Source organism: Pseudomonas sp. URMO17WK12:I12 (genome assembly GCF_000514395.1).
Taxonomy (GTDB): Bacteria; Pseudomonadota; Gammaproteobacteria; order Pseudomonadales; family Pseudomonadaceae; genus Aquipseudomonas; species Aquipseudomonas mucoides.
Genome location: NZ_AZVV01000016.1, coordinates 38,314 through 53,688, shown reverse-complemented (window position 1 = coordinate 53,688; position 15,375 = coordinate 38,314). Strand labels below are relative to the sequence as shown.

General features: G+C 61.0%; 16 protein-coding genes. 7 read left to right on the top strand and 9 right to left on the bottom strand.

Going from position 1 to position 15,375, the window contains the following annotated elements:
• Positions 1-28 precede the first annotated feature (28 nt).
• Entirely contained in the window at positions 29-709 is a 681-nt protein-coding gene (locus tag D882_RS0122140) for a DUF3313 domain-containing protein (protein ID WP_027925255.1), read from the top strand.
• Positions 710-778: 69 nt separating this feature from the next.
• On the opposite strand, the gene ligD is transcribed toward D882_RS0122140, so the two are convergent.
• Genes ligD through D882_RS0122125 form a run of 3 tightly spaced genes read right to left on the bottom strand, consistent with a single transcriptional unit; the run spans position 779 to position 5,737 of the window.
• Complete coding sequence (gene ligD / locus D882_RS0122135; protein WP_027925254.1) at positions 779-3,358, bottom strand: DNA ligase D; 2,580 nt, start codon at positions 3,356-3,358, stop codon at positions 779-781.
• Positions 3,355-4,350, bottom strand: coding sequence for a class I SAM-dependent methyltransferase (locus D882_RS0122130; protein WP_027925253.1), 996 nt, complete (start codon positions 4,348-4,350; stop codon positions 3,355-3,357). Before D882_RS0122130 ends, ligD begins: the two co-directional genes overlap by 4 nt.
• Before the next feature lie 10 nt (positions 4,351-4,360).
• Positions 4,361-5,737, bottom strand: coding sequence for an iron-containing redox enzyme family protein (locus D882_RS0122125; protein WP_027925252.1), 1,377 nt, complete (start codon positions 5,735-5,737; stop codon positions 4,361-4,363).
• A 192-nt stretch (positions 5,738-5,929) separates the two neighbouring features.
• Here D882_RS0122125 and D882_RS0122120 point away from each other — a divergent pair, with 192 nt between their 5' ends.
• Positions 5,930-6,364, top strand: a complete 435-nt coding sequence (locus D882_RS0122120) for a cupin domain-containing protein (RefSeq protein ID WP_027925251.1) — start codon at positions 5,930-5,932, stop codon at positions 6,362-6,364.
• 134 nt (positions 6,365-6,498) lie between these two features.
• Here D882_RS0122120 and D882_RS0122115 read toward each other — a convergent pair whose 3' ends face one another.
• A complete protein-coding gene (locus D882_RS0122115; RefSeq protein ID WP_081743997.1) occupies positions 6,499-7,224 on the bottom strand; it encodes a tellurite resistance TerB family protein in 726 nt (241 codons plus the stop codon).
• A gap of 261 nt (positions 7,225-7,485) precedes the next feature.
• On the opposite strand from D882_RS0122115, the gene pcsA reads away from it, so the two are divergent.
• A complete protein-coding gene (pcsA, locus tag D882_RS0122110; protein ID WP_027925249.1) occupies positions 7,486-8,208 on the top strand; it encodes a phosphatidylcholine synthase in 723 nt (240 codons plus the stop codon).
• Positions 8,209-8,214: 6 nt separating this feature from the next.
• Positions 8,215-8,601, top strand: coding sequence for a DUF488 domain-containing protein (locus D882_RS0122105; RefSeq protein ID WP_027925248.1), 387 nt, complete (start codon positions 8,215-8,217; stop codon positions 8,599-8,601).
• A gap of 128 nt (positions 8,602-8,729) precedes the next feature.
• On the opposite strand, the gene D882_RS0122100 is transcribed toward D882_RS0122105, so the two are convergent.
• A complete protein-coding gene (locus D882_RS0122100; RefSeq protein ID WP_027925247.1) occupies positions 8,730-9,542 on the bottom strand; it encodes a class I SAM-dependent methyltransferase in 813 nt (270 codons plus the stop codon).
• Positions 9,543-9,578: 36 nt separating this feature from the next.
• Positions 9,579-9,848, bottom strand: coding sequence for a DUF4242 domain-containing protein (locus D882_RS0122095; protein WP_027925246.1), 270 nt, complete (start codon positions 9,846-9,848; stop codon positions 9,579-9,581).
• 181 nt (positions 9,849-10,029) lie between these two features.
• Here D882_RS0122095 and D882_RS0122090 point away from each other — a divergent pair, with 181 nt between their 5' ends.
• On the top strand, positions 10,030-11,022 hold the full coding sequence (locus D882_RS0122090) for an AraC family transcriptional regulator (protein ID WP_027925245.1): 993 nt from the start codon (positions 10,030-10,032) through the stop codon (positions 11,020-11,022).
• Positions 11,023-11,031: 9 nt separating this feature from the next.
• Here D882_RS0122090 and D882_RS0122085 read toward each other — a convergent pair whose 3' ends face one another.
• From D882_RS0122085 to D882_RS0122075, 3 genes are all read right to left on the bottom strand, one after another.
• Positions 11,032-12,243, bottom strand: coding sequence for a cytochrome c biogenesis protein DipZ (locus D882_RS0122085; protein ID WP_027925244.1), 1,212 nt, complete (start codon positions 12,241-12,243; stop codon positions 11,032-11,034).
• Between the two features lie 151 nt (positions 12,244-12,394).
• A complete protein-coding gene (locus D882_RS0122080; protein WP_027925243.1) occupies positions 12,395-12,649 on the bottom strand; it encodes a hypothetical protein in 255 nt (84 codons plus the stop codon).
• Between the two features lie 48 nt (positions 12,650-12,697).
• Positions 12,698-12,961 carry a DUF2790 domain-containing protein gene (locus D882_RS0122075; RefSeq protein WP_027925242.1) on the bottom strand — a complete coding sequence of 88 codons (264 nt, stop codon included), beginning with the start codon at positions 12,959-12,961 and terminating at the stop codon, positions 12,698-12,700.
• A 307-nt stretch (positions 12,962-13,268) separates the two neighbouring features.
• Here D882_RS0122075 and D882_RS0122070 point away from each other — a divergent pair, with 307 nt between their 5' ends.
• Positions 13,269-14,009 carry a response regulator gene (locus tag D882_RS0122070; protein ID WP_027925241.1) on the top strand — a complete coding sequence of 247 codons (741 nt, stop codon included), beginning with the start codon at positions 13,269-13,271 and terminating at the stop codon, positions 14,007-14,009.
• A complete protein-coding gene (locus D882_RS0122065) occupies positions 14,006-15,316 on the top strand; it encodes an ATP-binding protein (RefSeq protein ID WP_027925240.1) in 1,311 nt (436 codons plus the stop codon). Before D882_RS0122070 ends, D882_RS0122065 begins: the two co-directional genes overlap by 4 nt.
• Positions 15,317-15,375: the final 59 nt, after the last annotated feature.

Sequence of the window (15,375 nt, the reverse complement as noted above, 5' to 3'; positions counted from 1 at the left end):
TGACTCAAACCATGGAGTAAACACCACTATGAATCTGTCCCGAAACCTGTTCATCGGTGCTGCACTGACCGGCGTGTTGCTAAGCGGTTGTACTTCAAAAGTCACAGAGAAGGAGCAGTACTCCGGCTACCTGTCCAGTTACAACAACCTGAAAGAAGTCGAAACACCAAGCGGTGGCACGGCGATGCGCTGGGTGAGCCCGTCGTGGAATCCGAATGCGTATGACACCGTGGCGTTCAACAAGCTGGAACTCTATCCGGCGCCGAAACCCAATGAACGGGTGAATCAGCAGACGCTGACCGACATCCAGAACTACATGACCAGCAAGGCCAAAGCCACGCTGGGCACTAAATACCGGATTGTGAGCAACTCGACGTCGGCACCGGCCGGTTCCAGGACCTTGATCCTGCGTGCAGCCATCACCGGGGTCAGCGCCTCGAACGAAGGCATGAAGTGGTATGAAGTCGTTCCAATCGCTGCCGTCGTCGGCGCGACACAGGCGGCGACCGGTCACCGTGACCAGGACACCGAGCTGTACATCGAGGCTGAGTTTGTCGACGCCAATACCAATCAGACCGTAGGCCGGGTTGTGCGCAAGGTCTTTGGCACCACACTGGAAAACGAAAGCCAGAAAGTCACTGCCAAGGATTTCAAAGTGGCCATCGACAAGCTGAACTCCGACTTGTGGGCGTTCATCAATAAAAAATAACCGTTTATCAAGCAACAAAGAGAAACGACCAGCGCCCCATTAAAGGGGCGCTGGCATTTCAAACGCCGATTATTTTTTCATCCCCACCCGCCGTCGCATCTCGGCCGTAATCGTCTGCCGGGTTTTCCTGAGGTCCGCCCATGGCTCATCGCCCACTTCGGCCAGGCGCTCATGCACGTTGTGCACGTTCCACTGATTGCCGCCCTTGAGTTCAGCCACCTCCTCGCGAAAGATCGGCACCGACACCGGCAACCCTTCACGGGTGCGCGCTGCGTAAGCGCAAATGGTGGTGGCGCCCAGACCGTTGCGCAGGTAATCGATGAAGATCCGCCCTACCCGGTTCTTCGGTCCCGACACCGCGGAAAACCGTTCCGGCAAGAGCTTGGCCATGTGGCTGACTATCGCATGGCTGAAGTCCTTCACCTCGTCCCAACCGAGCTTGCGGGTCAGCGGCACCACCAGGTGGATACCCTTGCCGCCGCTGGTTTTGAGAAACGCTTTCAATCCCAGCTCATCGAGCACCGACAACGTTAGCTGTGTCGCCTCGACCATGCTTTTCCACGGCAGCGCCGGGTCCGGGTCGAGGTCGAGCACGAAGCGGTCGGGCCGGTCGAGGTTGTCCGCAGTGGCATTCCAGGTGTGCAGTTCCACGGTGCTCATCTGCACGGCGCCGATCAGCGCTTCGACGTTGTTGATGATCATCACCGGTTGGCCGGTGAGTTCCTTGTCCAGCGTGGTGATGCCCGGAATGGCCAGGCGCTCGGCGTTTTTCTGGAAAAACAGTTCACCACCGATACCGTCCGGCGCACGCACCAGTGCCACGGGACGGTCCTTGAGCTCGGGCAAAATCCATTCGGCGACACTGGCGTAATACTCAGCCAATTGCACCTTGGTGGTGCCGCTGGAGGCGTCGATTACCCGGTCAGGATGAGTGATACGCACCTTACCCGCGCCCAGGCCGATCTGCGACGGCGCGGGTGAATCGGTTTTCTTTTTCGCTGCCGGGGCGGTTTTTTTCTCTGGGATCTTCACCACGTTCGGGCGCTCCTCAGTGATGCTCTCAGCGGGTTTGTCATCGCGCAGGCCATGGAACACTGCATGACGCACCGAGCCTTCCTTGGTCATCTCGGCGAAGGCCACTTCCGCCAACAGAGTGGGTTTGAGCCAGTGCACACCCTTGGCCTCGAAACCGGTCGGTGGATTGACCACCGACGATTTCTTCGCCAGCAACGGTTTCAGCTGCGCGTAGATGCGTTTGAGGGTCGTCTCGTTGAACCCGGTGCCGACCTTGCCAGCGTAACGCAACTTGCCGCTGTCACGGTCATGCAAGCCGAGCAGCAATGCACCGAATGCGTTGCGCGAACCTTTCGGGTCGGTGTAGCCGACCACCACGAATTCCTGGCGGTGTTTGCACTTTAGCTTGATCCAGTCGCTGCTGCGCCGGGACACGTAAGGCGAACCCAGTCGTTTGCCGATCAGCCCTTCCATCTGCATCTGGCAGGCGCTGTTAAGCAAGGCTTCCGGCGCTTCGCCAAACGAATCCGAGAAGCGCAGCAAAGGGTCGTGATTGGCGTTGAGCACAGTCGCCAGCGCCACCCGGCGTTCTTCGACCGGCACCTCGCGCAGGTCCACGCCGTTGAGGTAAGGCAGGTCGAACAGGTAGTACAGGATGTTGGCGCTGGCACCGGCGTCGAAGGCATTTTGCAGCGCCTGAAAGTCCGGCACGCCCTGCTCGTTGGCCACCACCATTTCACCGTCGAGCCAGGCCGATTCGAGGCCCAGCGCCGCTAACGCTTCGGCTTGTTTGGGCAATTTGTGGGTCCAGTCGTGACCGTTGCGGGTGAACAGTTTGACCTCGTCGTGATTGATGCGGGCCATGATCCGGTAGCCGTCAAACTTGATTTCATAACTCCACTCGCCGTCCGGGGCCTTCTCCACTAGCGTGGCCAGTTCGGGTTTGAGCTGGTCGGGCAGTTGGGCTTTGCGGGCGCCGGTGAGCGGCGCCGATTTTACTTTGGGTACAGCCTTGCGCGCGGGTTGCTTGACGGCTTTGGGTTTAGCCGCTGACCTGGATTTTTTGGCGACGATGGTCCGGTCACTCAGCACGCTGTCGGGCTCGGCCGCGACCACGTCGTAATCACTCTCGGGTTTGGCCGCGCTGTCCTGGTGTTTGATCAAAAACCACTGCTCCTGCTTGCCCGGCATGTGCGTGCGCACCAGGTTCCAGAGCCCGCCGAGCTTCTCGCCTTGCAGCTCGAACTTGAGCTTGCCCTTGGCGTAGGCCTTGGCCGGATCCTCCTGCGGGATCCACACGCCACGGTCCCAGACGATCACATCACCAGCCCCGTAATGGCCTTCCGGGATGCTGCCCTCGAAGGTCGCGTAGTCCAGCGGATGGTCTTCGACGTGGACCGCCAGGCGCTTGACCTTGGGGTCGAGCGACGGGCCTTTGGGCACCGCCCAGCTTTTCAGGGCGCCATCGAGTTCCAGGCGAAAGTCGTAATGCAGGTGTGAGGCGTCATGCTTCTGAATGCAGAATTGCAGCGCGTGATCTTTCGCGGCTTTTTTACCCCGGCGTTGGTTCGCGGCGGGCTCAGAGGTCGCCGAAAAATCGCGCATGCGGTTGTAGTCGTCGAGGTTCTTGTTCATGGCGCACCTGCTGCTGACTCAACAATCCCTCCGATACCGGGGCCGGCTCGCGTAACGGTCAGCGCCACCACCGCAATCCGCTCCACCCGTTGATAGCCCGGGGTCAGCAACTCTTCACCGAACACGTCGGGATCGAGCTCGCGGTAGGTCCAGCCGAACATCGGCGACTCAAGGCGCGGGGTCAGCGCTTGCAGGAAAGGATCGTGGCCATCGATCATCGCCACCCCGGTGTACAACACCAGCGAACCACCGGGTGCCAATCGATTCAAGGCTTGCTCGACAATGCGCAGCGACAGTTGCGCACCGAACGCCCCGCCGCCATGTCGGTAGGCGCGCTCGGCCGGGTCGGCCATGTAGGGCGGGTTGGCGACGATCAAGTCGAACTGACCGTCGACGTCTTGCAGCACATCGCTGGTCTCGACGCTGACATTGGCCACTTCGGCGAGCGCGGCATTGATCGTGGTCAGGCGCAGCGCCGCCGGGTTGATGTCCACGGCCAGCACTTCGGCTTCCCGGCGTGCGCGGGCAATCACAATCGCGCCGACCCCGGCACCACAGCCGATGTCCACGGCGCGCCGGATCGGGGCGACATTCTGTTGCAGATGGGCATGGATCAGTTGCGCAAACCGGTAAGTGTCTGGTCCGAAGAACACTGCGTCCGCCGCGTCGGTGGGAAAGGCGGAGTGCACAAACAGCAGGTCATCCAGGCTCGACCAGCGCACCCGGCTTTTCAGGTGACCGTTGCCTTCCTCGAGCACGCCAGCCCGTTGCAATTGAAGCTGCTCATCCGCCGACAACAAACCGGGCTCGAACGGCCGCGACCAACCGAACACATCGCGCAGGGTCTGGGCCTGTCGCCCGAAGGCACGATCAAGCACGCGCTGATGCGTCAGCGGTGTCGGTGTGATGAATCGATAGCCGTCAGCCTGCAAGCGGCGTCCCAGTTGCAGTAACGCCAGGTTGGCAGCGCTCAGGTGTTCTTCCTGATTCATGTAAGGCTCCTTAGCGAAGGCTGGACTTGAGCTCGATAAAACGACGCGTGGCCAGCAGACCGGCGGGATGCGCGTGGCGCTGCGCCGACAGCCACGGGATCAGCACTTGCATCTGTTCGGCAGCGGGTCGTCCTCCCAGCGCGGACTGCAGGCTCTGGACATCCGGATCGCTGGCCGGCAATTGCGGTTCGATGTCGTCGTGTTGGCTGCGGCGATAGGCCGGTGGTGGGCACTCGGGTGTCCAGTCGCCGGCAATCCAGTCGTGCAGCAGCTGTTTTTCATAAGGGCTGAACACCCCGAACATGGCCGCGCCGTCACCCTCGATCAACTGCCAGAAACGGCTGGCTTGTGGGTCCTGGTGACGCTTGATCCAGCCCTTGTTTTCCAGGGCGGTGAGGAAACCGGGCAACTGCTCGGGCGCCGATAACCACTGGTTGACGGTCTTGCCTTCAAATCGGCAGTAGTCGGAATGCATGTGCTGGCCGAACGGGCGTTTGCGCTCCAGCATGTTCAGCACTTCGCGGTAGAGGTCGAACGATTCGATGATCGCCCGACTGCCCTGCCCGAGATCATTCAGCCGATAGCCCAGCGCGACCCGCCGCAAAAACTCGTCACGATCACCTTCCAGCGGCATCAGTTGCGATACTGCCTGCACGGCTTTGTGCGCGTGGCCGGTGCTGGCGTTGTCGATGGTCACGTGGAGCGTGAAGTAATACGGATCGATGCCGAGCTCGGCGAGTTCATAGGCGCTGATCAGCAGGTGCAGCGGCAGTTGTTCATAGCCCAGGTTATAGCCGATCACCTCGGGCAGGCATTCGTCGGCGCACTCACCCAACGCCAGCTGAATCGCGCCTTGCAGGTAATACTCGTCGGCAATGACGCCGCTGTTCTGCAAACCCAGATCGGCCAATAGCCTGTGATAAATCACCACATGGTTCTGCGCCGGGTTGCCGTCGCCCAACTCTTCCAGATAGGTACAAATCAGTCCGTCGAAACGCGGATCGCGCCAGTGTTGCAGCAACCCGGACAGCCAGGCGCCGTCGACCAGTTTGGTGGGGGCAACCGCTTGCAGGAAAAACAGGGCGTGAGCCTTGTTGCTGAAGAACTGCCGCCCGCCTCCGGCTTTGCGGGCTTTCAGGTACTCGGCGTATTGGCGGGCCACTTCGGCAAAGTGTTGTTCGACGAAGCCTTGCAGGGCCGACAGGTCTTGCGGCATGTCCTGCGCAAGGTGCTCTGCATGCTGGAGTTGTGCGTGCAGAAATGTGCGCGCAAGAGGCTGGGCATTATCGCTCAGCAGCAACTGCTCGTAGGTTTGCTTCAGGCTGCCAACGGCAGTCATTGCCTGCGCATGGGCAGGCCGGGAGTGGAGTCGTGTCAGGGCAGTCATGGGCGCATCTCTCGGTCTATGGCCAGTGGCAGGACGTTCAGCAACACGTCTCTACATCAGCAGAGCGACGACGCCGGAAAAAAATTCAATCGGCGTTGAAATTGCCCGGACAGACGGGCTTGTGGCGCAGCTCCGACGATCATGTCAGTGAATATACTCAGCAGGTGCGGGTTCATTCTTCGGAGAGCAATCATGCGAACGGTTCATGTCATCGAGTCGGCAACATCGCCGGCTGCGGTGAATGTCGTCGGCGAGAAAATCACGATTCTGGCCGGCGGTGATCTGAGCAAACCCTTTGAAATGCACATTCAGGAAGGTGTGCAAGGGGGCGGCCCGCCACCGCACTTTCATCCGTGGGATGAGGCGTTTTATGTGGTCGACGGGCAGGTTGAAGTGACGGTGGCGGGCGTGTCCAATACGGTTTCGGCCGGGGGGTATGTGCACATTCCCGGAGGGGCGATCCATGCTTACAAGAACATCAGCGCGACGGCGAAGATGATTGGTGTGGTGTCGGATCCGCGAGGTGGGCAGTTTTTTGCGGCGGTGGATCGGCTCAAGGTGCCTGAAGACCTGCCCCGGATACTTGAGATTGCCGAGTCGTATGGCGTGAGGTTTTTGGTCGGTTGACCGCGTTATCGTTCTTCGCGAGCAGGCTCACGCCTACATTTGACCGCGTTCTATCTGAAGTACGCGGTCAAATGTAGGCGTGAGCCTGCTCGCGAAAGCAATCTCATGAACAGCACAGCTTTTGTGCTCCCGTGTCAGGCAGCACCACCCCTGGCCTGCTGCTCCAGATGCACCTGCAATTGCGGATCTATCTTCAGCGCCCCGGCCAGCTCATCCAGATAATTACGCTCAGCCTCGCCCTGGTCATTCACCAGCATCACACTCGCCAGGTACATCTCCGCCGCAATCGCCGGATCAGTCGCCGACACCGCCACTTCGTTGGCATCCAGCGGCCGGGCGACCTCCTCATCCAGCCATTGCTGAAGGTCCGGGTCATCGGTGTGTTTGCCGATTTCAGCGCTGATCATCCCCTTCTCGGCGTCATCAATCCGGCCATCGGCCTTCGCCGCTGCAATCAATGCGCGCAGCACCGCATGGCTGTGATCTTCGACTTCCGGGCCGGACAACAGATCCACCGTGCGCGGTGCCTGTTGCGGGGCCGAGGCCTGACTGCGCTGCCAGGCCTGATACGCCTGAAAAGCCATCATCCCCAGCGACGCCAGCGCTGCATAGTTAGTGCCGCCACCGGAGCGAGTCTGGGTCGAGCCGCCCATCGGTGAACCGCCGCCGAGCAAACCACCGAGCAAGCCGCCCAGGCCGCCACCGCCAGCACTTGAGCCGGTCCCGCCGCCCATCAGGCCACCCAGCAAGCCGCCGAGGCCGCCGAGCGGGTCTTGCGACGACGCGCCACCGCCGCCCTGCTGCGTCATCGAGCCCTGGCCGGCCCGCAGTAATTGTTCGAGCAAATCGCTGGTGTTCATGACGACGTCCTCATCAAACGAAAGTGACCCAGTCAGGCAACGATAGACCTCGCCTGCCAATGCGCCACCACCGTTGGGCTGACGTCAAACCTGCTCGCCCCAATGAATACGCCGGTTTTTTCCGGGGTATTGGCTAAGATTTACTGACGGTGAACCTTATGCCCGAATTTCCGGTCGATACCTGCACCCCGACCCGGTTTGCCGACACCTCCACCTGAAGGGGTGATAACAGGCTAGCTTCACTTTTTGGAGAACGCCCCCGTGATTTCGACTGTACACATTGCCAGGCTCAAAGCATGGGGCGCCCATGGTTTTACCGCGACCGGCGTAGTAACCGCCTTCCTCGCCACCCTGGCGCTGCTGGAAAACCAACCGACCAATTGCCTGCTGTGGCTGGGCGTTGCACTGATCGTCGACGGGCTGGATGGCGCACTGGCGCGCAAGGTCAATGTGCAGTCGGTGCTGCCCAGTTTCGATGGCTCAATCCTGGACCTGGTGATCGACTACCTGACCTATGTGTTTATTCCGGCGCTGTTCATCTACCGCTACATCCCGCTGCCGGACTACACGCTGCTGCTGACCGTGTCGCTGATTCTGGTGTCGTCGCTGTTCTGTTTCTGCAACGTCAACATGAAGAGCAAAGACAATTACTTCCAGGGCTTCCCGGCCGCGTGGAACGTGGTTGCGCTGTGCCTGTACATCATCGCCCCGTCTCCCTGGATCACCTTGCTTACGGTCATCGGCCTGGCCTTGCTGACCGTGACCCGGATGAAGTTCCTGCACCCGTTTCGCGTGCGCCGCTTTATGCCGATCAACATCGCCGTGACGGCGATCTGGCTGCTGTGCAGTCTGTCCCTGGTGATCAATCATCCGGTGATCAACCCAATGGTGATGGGGCTTTGGTTGCTGATGTCGGCTTACTTTCTGGGGATTTGCATCTGGCGCACGGCACTGGAATGGTTTGACGGCTCGCGTCACTCGTAACCCGCCATGGCCATTCATATCGTTCGCCTCGGCTCACCGCGCACGCCCGATGAAGGCCTGCGCCTGGGCACGGTCCGCCGCCCACCCCGTGGCGTACCGAAGGCCGAGTTTGCCAGCCGGGATTTTTATGACGTGTGGCAGCCGCTGCTGTCGCCCAGTGCGGAATTGGTGGCCGAGGCCAAAGCGGCCACCGACGACAAGGCCTGGGAAGCCTTCAGGCGCAAGTTCAAGGCTGAAATGAACCACCCCGCGCCGAGCCAGTTACTGGACCTGCTGGCCGCCCTCTCCCATCAAACCTCATTGGCCGTTGGTTGTTACTGCGAAGACGAAGCGCACTGCCACCGCTCGGTATTGCGCGAACTGCTGACGGCCCGAGGCGCCAGCCTCTCGTAAATCTCAAAAACACCACAATTTCCTGTAGGAGTGAGTCTGCTCGCGAAAGCGGTCTGTCAGCCACATCAATGTTGACTGTGCCGCCGCCATCGCAAGCAGGCTCACTCCTACTTTTCATCTCAGCCAAATCAGCGTTTTGTGATGACTACTTCAAGGTATTCACTGGGCACCACCAGCGACTTCTCTCCCGCCCGGTTCATCCGGTTCAGCAGCTCGGTCAGGTCTTGCTCGAAGGCCTTGGCCCCCTCGGGCGGTAGCGCCGCGAAGGCTTTGTGGACCGGCCCGTACCAGTTGCGGAAGGTGTCGATGAAGTGCGCCGCCGAGCGATAGCGGAAGTTGAAGGTGCGGCGCGTCACCTGGACCAGGAAGTTGCGTTCATCAAAGTGTGAATGCAGCCAGGCTTCCGTGCCCCAATTGGACGGCGGCTGTGCCCCCGCCGGTGGTGGCAGGTGCCGGCCCAGGGTCTTGAATACCTGCCCGACAAAGCCTTCCGGCGTCCAGTTGGCCAGGCCGATCCGCCCACCCGGGCGGCAGACTCGCGCCAGTTCTGTGGCCGCTTTGGGCTGGTCGGGCGTGAACATCACGCCGAAGGTCGACAGCACAGCATCGAAGCTGGCGTCCTCGAATGGCAACGCTTCGGCGTCGGCTACCTGGAAGGTCACTTCCAGACGTTCTGCCCTGGCCCGGTCCTCTCCACGCTCCAGCAAGGCGGCCACATAGTCCGTCGAGGTGACGTGACAGCCTCGACGTGCCGCGGCGAGTGTCGCGTTGCCGTTGCCGGCGGCCACGTCCAGCACCCGCTCGTCACAGAGCAGGTCGCAGGCTTCGGCAAGCTGCTCGCCGACAATCTGCAAGGTGGTGCCGATAATGGCGTAGTCGCCGCTGGCCCAGGAGGCCATCTGGCGGTTTTTCAGGGCAGTGAGATCAATCGGTGTACTCATGAAGTCTGCTCCGTACGGATAGCAACCGACCGCGGCCTATTCCGCCGTGGTGGGATCGATAATGCTTGCCACTTGGGAAATACGACTGGCCGGGAAACCACTGCGGGTCGCGTGTTCTTTGATGAGCGCTTCGCTGGGGGAGATGTAGACGCAGTAGAGTTTGTCACCGGTGACGTAACTCTGAAGCCACTGCACCTCTGGCAATTCGCGCAACACGTCGCAGGACTTTAGCGCGGCGGCTTTCAAATCACGTTCTGACAGTGTTCCAGCGCCGGGGATCTCGCGTTCTATGATGAACTTAGGCATGGCAACCTCTCATTCTTGTTATTGATGACAGGGTCGGTAGTGGCCCTGTGAGTCAACTATCACCCCGGCGCACGCTCGCGTCCTGCCCGATCGTCGGCCAACCTTGTCCGATCGTCCGGAGGTTGGCTGCCTTCCGGCGACAGGCTCACAATCAATGCGATCCATACACCGGAAAACCTCCATGGACGCTCTGTCCCAAACCTTGCGGGTCGTACGCCTGGTCGGCGCGATTTTCATCAATGCCCGGTTCACCGCGCCCTGGTGCTACCAGTCGCCCAGCGCCGACACGGCGGCGCCATTTCTGGAGCCCGGTGCCGAACGCGTGGTGATTTTCCACCTGATCACCGAGGGCGAGTGTTACGTCGAACTCGGGGATGATCCGCCACTGCTGCTGGCAGCGGGCGATGTGGTGGTGTTCCCGCAAGGTGATGCCCATCGCATGAGTTCCAAACCTGGCCTGCCGCCCGCCAAAGGTGCGCGGCTGGACGTGGTGCTGGCACGGCGTCCACGGCAATTGAGTTATGGCGGAGGTGGCGCAGTCACGCGGTTGGTGTGCGGTTATCTGGCGTGCGATACGCGGCTGGCCGGCATGTTGCTGACCGGGCTGCCGGCGGTGGTTCGGGTCAACGTGCGTGGCTCGCATGCCGGCATGTGGCTGGAGTCTTCCGTGCGTTATGCCCTGGCGGAAGCCCGCTCGCCGAGGCCCGGAGGCGAAGGCGTGCTGGCGAAACTGGCCGAGGTGTTGTTCATCGAAGTGCTGCGCCTGCACATGAACGAACAGGGCGAAGGACGGACCGGTTGGCTGGCCGGGGTCGGTGACCGGATTGTCGGTGCTGCGTTGAACGCACTGCACAACAAACCCTGCCACGCCTGGACGCTGGATGAGCTGGCGCGTACGGCCGGCGCCTCACGATCGGTGTTGGCTGAGCGCTTTCAGCAGTTGGTGGGGAGTTCGCCGATGCAGTACCTGACCCAATGGCGGATGCTGCTGGCGGCCAACCTGTTGCGCAGCAGTAACAGCTCATTGATGCGCATTGCCGAAGAGGTGGGTTACCAGACCGATACCGCGTTCAGCCGGGCCTTCCGTCGTGAGTTCGGCGCACCGCCGGCTGCGTGGCGGCGCAGTCAGGCGCAAAAACCAATGGCCCACGGCGCGGAGCCTGTGAGCCATTGATTTGATCGCTTATGCCGCCGGGGCTTTCGCCTCTTCCAGCAGTTGCTGGATCATCTTCTCCTGCGTCTCGTAGCTGCCTTCGCCGAAGTGGGTGTAACGCACCTGGCCCTTGGCGTCGATCAGGTAGTGAGCGGGCCAGTACTGGTTATCGAAGTTGCGCCAGATCGCGTAGTTGTTGTCGATGGCCACCGGGTACGTGATGCCGAGCTTTTTCACCTGATCCTTGACGTTGTCGATGATGCGCTCGAAACCGTATTCCGGGGTGTGTACACCGATCACCACCAGACCGTCCTTCTCGTATTTCTTCGCCCAGTCCTTCACATACGGCAGCGTGTGCTGGCAGTTGATGCAGTCGAAGGTCCAGAAATCCACCAGCACCACTTTGCCTTTCAGCGATTCGTTGGTCAGGGCCGGCGAGTTGATCCATTCGACGGCGCCGTTCAGCGATGGCATGGCGCCTTGGGCGTTGTCCATCGACGAGTCCGCTTTGACCTTGCTGACGAAGTAGTCGACGACTTTCGGCACGGTTTCCAGCACGCCTTGTTCGAGGCTGCTGACGCCTTCGGACGAGGTGCCGGCGAGCAGGGTTTTGTCAGCGCCGGTGGAAATCACGGCCGCAGCCGCCAGCACCGCAACACCTGCCCCCTTGCGCAGCCAACCGGTGACCGGGATTGACGCTTTCAAGCGATTGACCAGGCCGCGACCGGCGAAGATCAAAGTCCCCAGGGACAGCGCGCTGCCCAGGCCGTAGGCCAGCAGCAACAGACTGGTCTGCGCATTGGCACCTTGCAGCATGGCGCCGGTGAGGATCACACCGAGGATCGGCCCGGCGCACGGTGCCCACAGCAGCCCGGTGGCCACACCGATCATCACCGAACTCAACGGGCCGGACATTTTGCGGGTGTCGGGGTCCAGGCGATTGCCCAGGGCCACGAACGGACGGGCCATCCAGTCACCGATCCGGGCGAAAATCAGCGACAGGGCAAACAGCACCATCACGAACAGGGCGACATGGCGACCGGTGTTGTTGGCTTGCACCACCCACTCACTGCTGACCACGGCCAGGCTGGAGATCAGGGCGAACGTCAGGACCATGCCGCCGAGGGTCAGCAGGATGGAGGAACGGCTACGTTTGACCCCGGCGAACAGGAACGGAACAACCGGCAGGATACAGGGACTGAGCACGGTCAATACGCCGCCCAGGAAAGCGATGAGAAACATGGGATCACCTTGAAATAATGAAGGGCGACACATCACACAATCCCTGTAGGCGTGAGCCTGTTCGCGATAGCGGTGTATCAGTCGGCATCATTGTTGTCTGACACACCGCTATCGCGAGCAGGCTCACTCCCACAAGGGGGCGGTGGGGTTTTCAGGCCGTCTGGTTATCCAGTTGCTGACCCTGCGGAGTCCGGCTGCCGCCGTTCTCGGCAACCATCTGCCCCTGCGGCGTACGGCTAAAACCATCCTCGGCCAGAAAGGCGTTGGAATCCTTGTGCGCCACCGGCGTCAGCTGGAAGCAGGTGGCGCTGCCACAACTGTTCTGTTCAACAGCGGCATTGGCATGGGCGGCGGCGCCGGCGATGGAGAAGGCAATGGCGGTCAGGTAGCGGCTTACGTTGTTCATGGTGTTCTTCCTGTTTCAAAGGGGATGGGCACTGGGTGAGTGCAGCAATCAGTTGTCCGAGTTGCAGTTGTCAGCCACTTTGCGGTAGTCCAGAACCTGGGTTTTGTTCTGCGAATCCAGGTAAGTCAGTTGCGCATCCACCACGCCGCAGACTGGGGTCGCATCCTGTTTCAGCGACACGACCTTCTTGATGTCGAGATGGGTGCCGTAGGTGTAGGTTTTGGCTGTAACGTCTGCTTCGGCACGGGCCGACAAGGTGCAGATGTTCAGGGCAGCAAACAGGCAAGCGGCGTAAATGGCTTTGGTGTTCATGGCGGTTTCCTCAAGGCTTCAATGGGTAGGTTGTTCAATTGAGCCGAGGCGGTGTGGTTTGCCTCGTTGGAACCTATTAGAAGCCCGCGAGGTATCTGCTCTGTGTCGAGAACAGACGCGGATAAATCGGTACGTATCAAAGCCGCCCCCTGATACACAGCGATACAAAACCCCTGAAAAACCGTGTTTTTGCGTCTGCGTGTATCCGCCGCCAAGCCAGATACACTGCAATACAAAGGGTGGCGGGCAAGCGGGCCAAGGCTCGATAGACTGCGCGACATCCCCCATTTACAGAGGCAAGGCCCCCATGGAACACGTCGATCACATTCTCATCGTCGACGATGACCGCGAGATCCGGGAACTGGTAGGCAACTACCTGAAGAAGAACGGCCTGCGCACCACAGTCGTCGCCGACGGCCGCCAAATGCGTGCCTTCCTTGAAACCACGCCGGTGGACCTGATTGTGCTCGACATCATGATGCCCGGCGACGACGGCCTGATGCTCTGCCGCGAATTGCGCGCCGGTAAACACAAGGCCACGCCCGTGTTGATGCTCACCGCGCGCAACGACGAAACCGACCGCATCATCGGCCTGGAAATGGGCGCCGATGATTACCTGGTCAAACCGTTTGCCGCCCGCGAGCTGCTCGCCCGCATCAACGCCGTGCTGCGCCGCACACGCATGTTGCCGCCGAACCTGGTGGTGACCGAAAGCGGCCGGCTGCTGGCCTTCGGTCGCTGGCGCCTGGACACCTCCGCCCGGCACCTGCTGGACGAGGACGGCACCATGGTGGCGCTCAGTGGCGCCGAATACCGACTGCTGCGGGTCTTCCTCGATCACCCGCAACGGGTGCTCAATCGCGATCAATTGTTGAACCTGACCCAGGGCCGCGACGCTGACCTGTTCGACCGTTCCATCGACTTGCTGGTCAGCCGCTTGCGCCAGCGCTTGCTGGACGACGCCCGCGAACCGGCCTACATCAAAACCGTGCGCAGCGAGGGCTATGTGTTTTCGCTGGCAGTGGAAGTCATCGGTGCGCCCTCATGAACCTGGCAATTCGCTGGCCCCGTACCCTCGCCTCGCGGCTGTCGCTGATCTTCCTGATCGGCTTGATCCTCGCCCAGGCGCTGTCCTTCGGCGCGCAGTATTACGAGCGTTACGAAACCGCGAAAAACACCATGCTCGGTAATCTCGAGACCGACGTCTCGACCTCCATCGCCATCCTCGACCGTTTGCCGGCCACCGAGCGGGCGAGCTGGCTGCAGCAACTGGAACGGCGCAACTACCGCTATTTGCTGGATGAAGGTTCGCCGGGCACGGCCATGCGCGACACGCCGATTGCCGTGACCTCGATCAAGGACGCCATCGGCAAGGACTACCCGATGACCGTGACCGACCTCCCCGGCCCGATCAAACACTTCCAGGTCCACCTGAAACTGGCCGATGGCAGCCCGGTGACCATCGACGTACGACCGGCGATGGTGCCGCTGTCGCCGTGGCTGCCGTTTGTGTTGCTCGGTCAATTGGCGCTGCTGATCGCCTGCACCTGGCTGGCCGTGCGCATCGCCATCCGCCCGCTGACCCGCCTGGCCCAAGCCGTGGAAACCCTCGACCCCAATACCCACGCCGTGCACCTGGACGAACAAGGCCCGACCGAAGTCGCCCACGCGGCCAAGGCGTTCAATGCCATGCAGGCACGCATCGCCGCGTACCTCAAGGAACGTATGCAACTGCTGGCGGCGATTTCCCATGACCTGCAAACCCCGATCACCCGCATGAAACTGCGCGCCGAATTCATGGACGACTCGGTCGAAAAAGACAAACTGTGGAACGACCTCGGCGAGATGGAACACCTGGTGCGCGAAGGCGTGGCCTACGCGCGCAGCATTCACGGCTCGACCGAAGAAAGTCGGCGCACCGACATGGACTCATTTCTCGACAGCCTGGTGTTCGACTATCAGGACATGGGCAAAGACGTGCAACTGGGCGGCAAAAGTGAAGCCGTCATCGACACTCGCCCCCATGCATTGCGCCGGGTGTTGGTGAACCTCACCGACAATGCCCTGAAGTTCGCGGGTGCGGCCGAACTCAAGGTAGAAAGCAAAAACGGCAGCCTGTCGGTGAAAGTCATGGACCGCGGGCCAGGCATTGCCGAGGAAGAGCTGGCACAGGTGATGGAGCCGTTTTACCGGGTGGAAAATTCACGCAACCGCAGCACCGGCGGCACCGGGCTTGGGTTGGCGATTGCCCAGCAACTGGCGTTGGCCATCGGTGGATCGCTGGTATTGAGTAATCGTGAGGGTGGGGGATTGTGTGCGGAGCTGAAGTTGCCGATTCGACCTGTCAGTCAGTAAACAGGCGCAGGGACACAGGAAAGCCTCTATATTGTGGGGCGCTGCCGGGCGATTTGCCC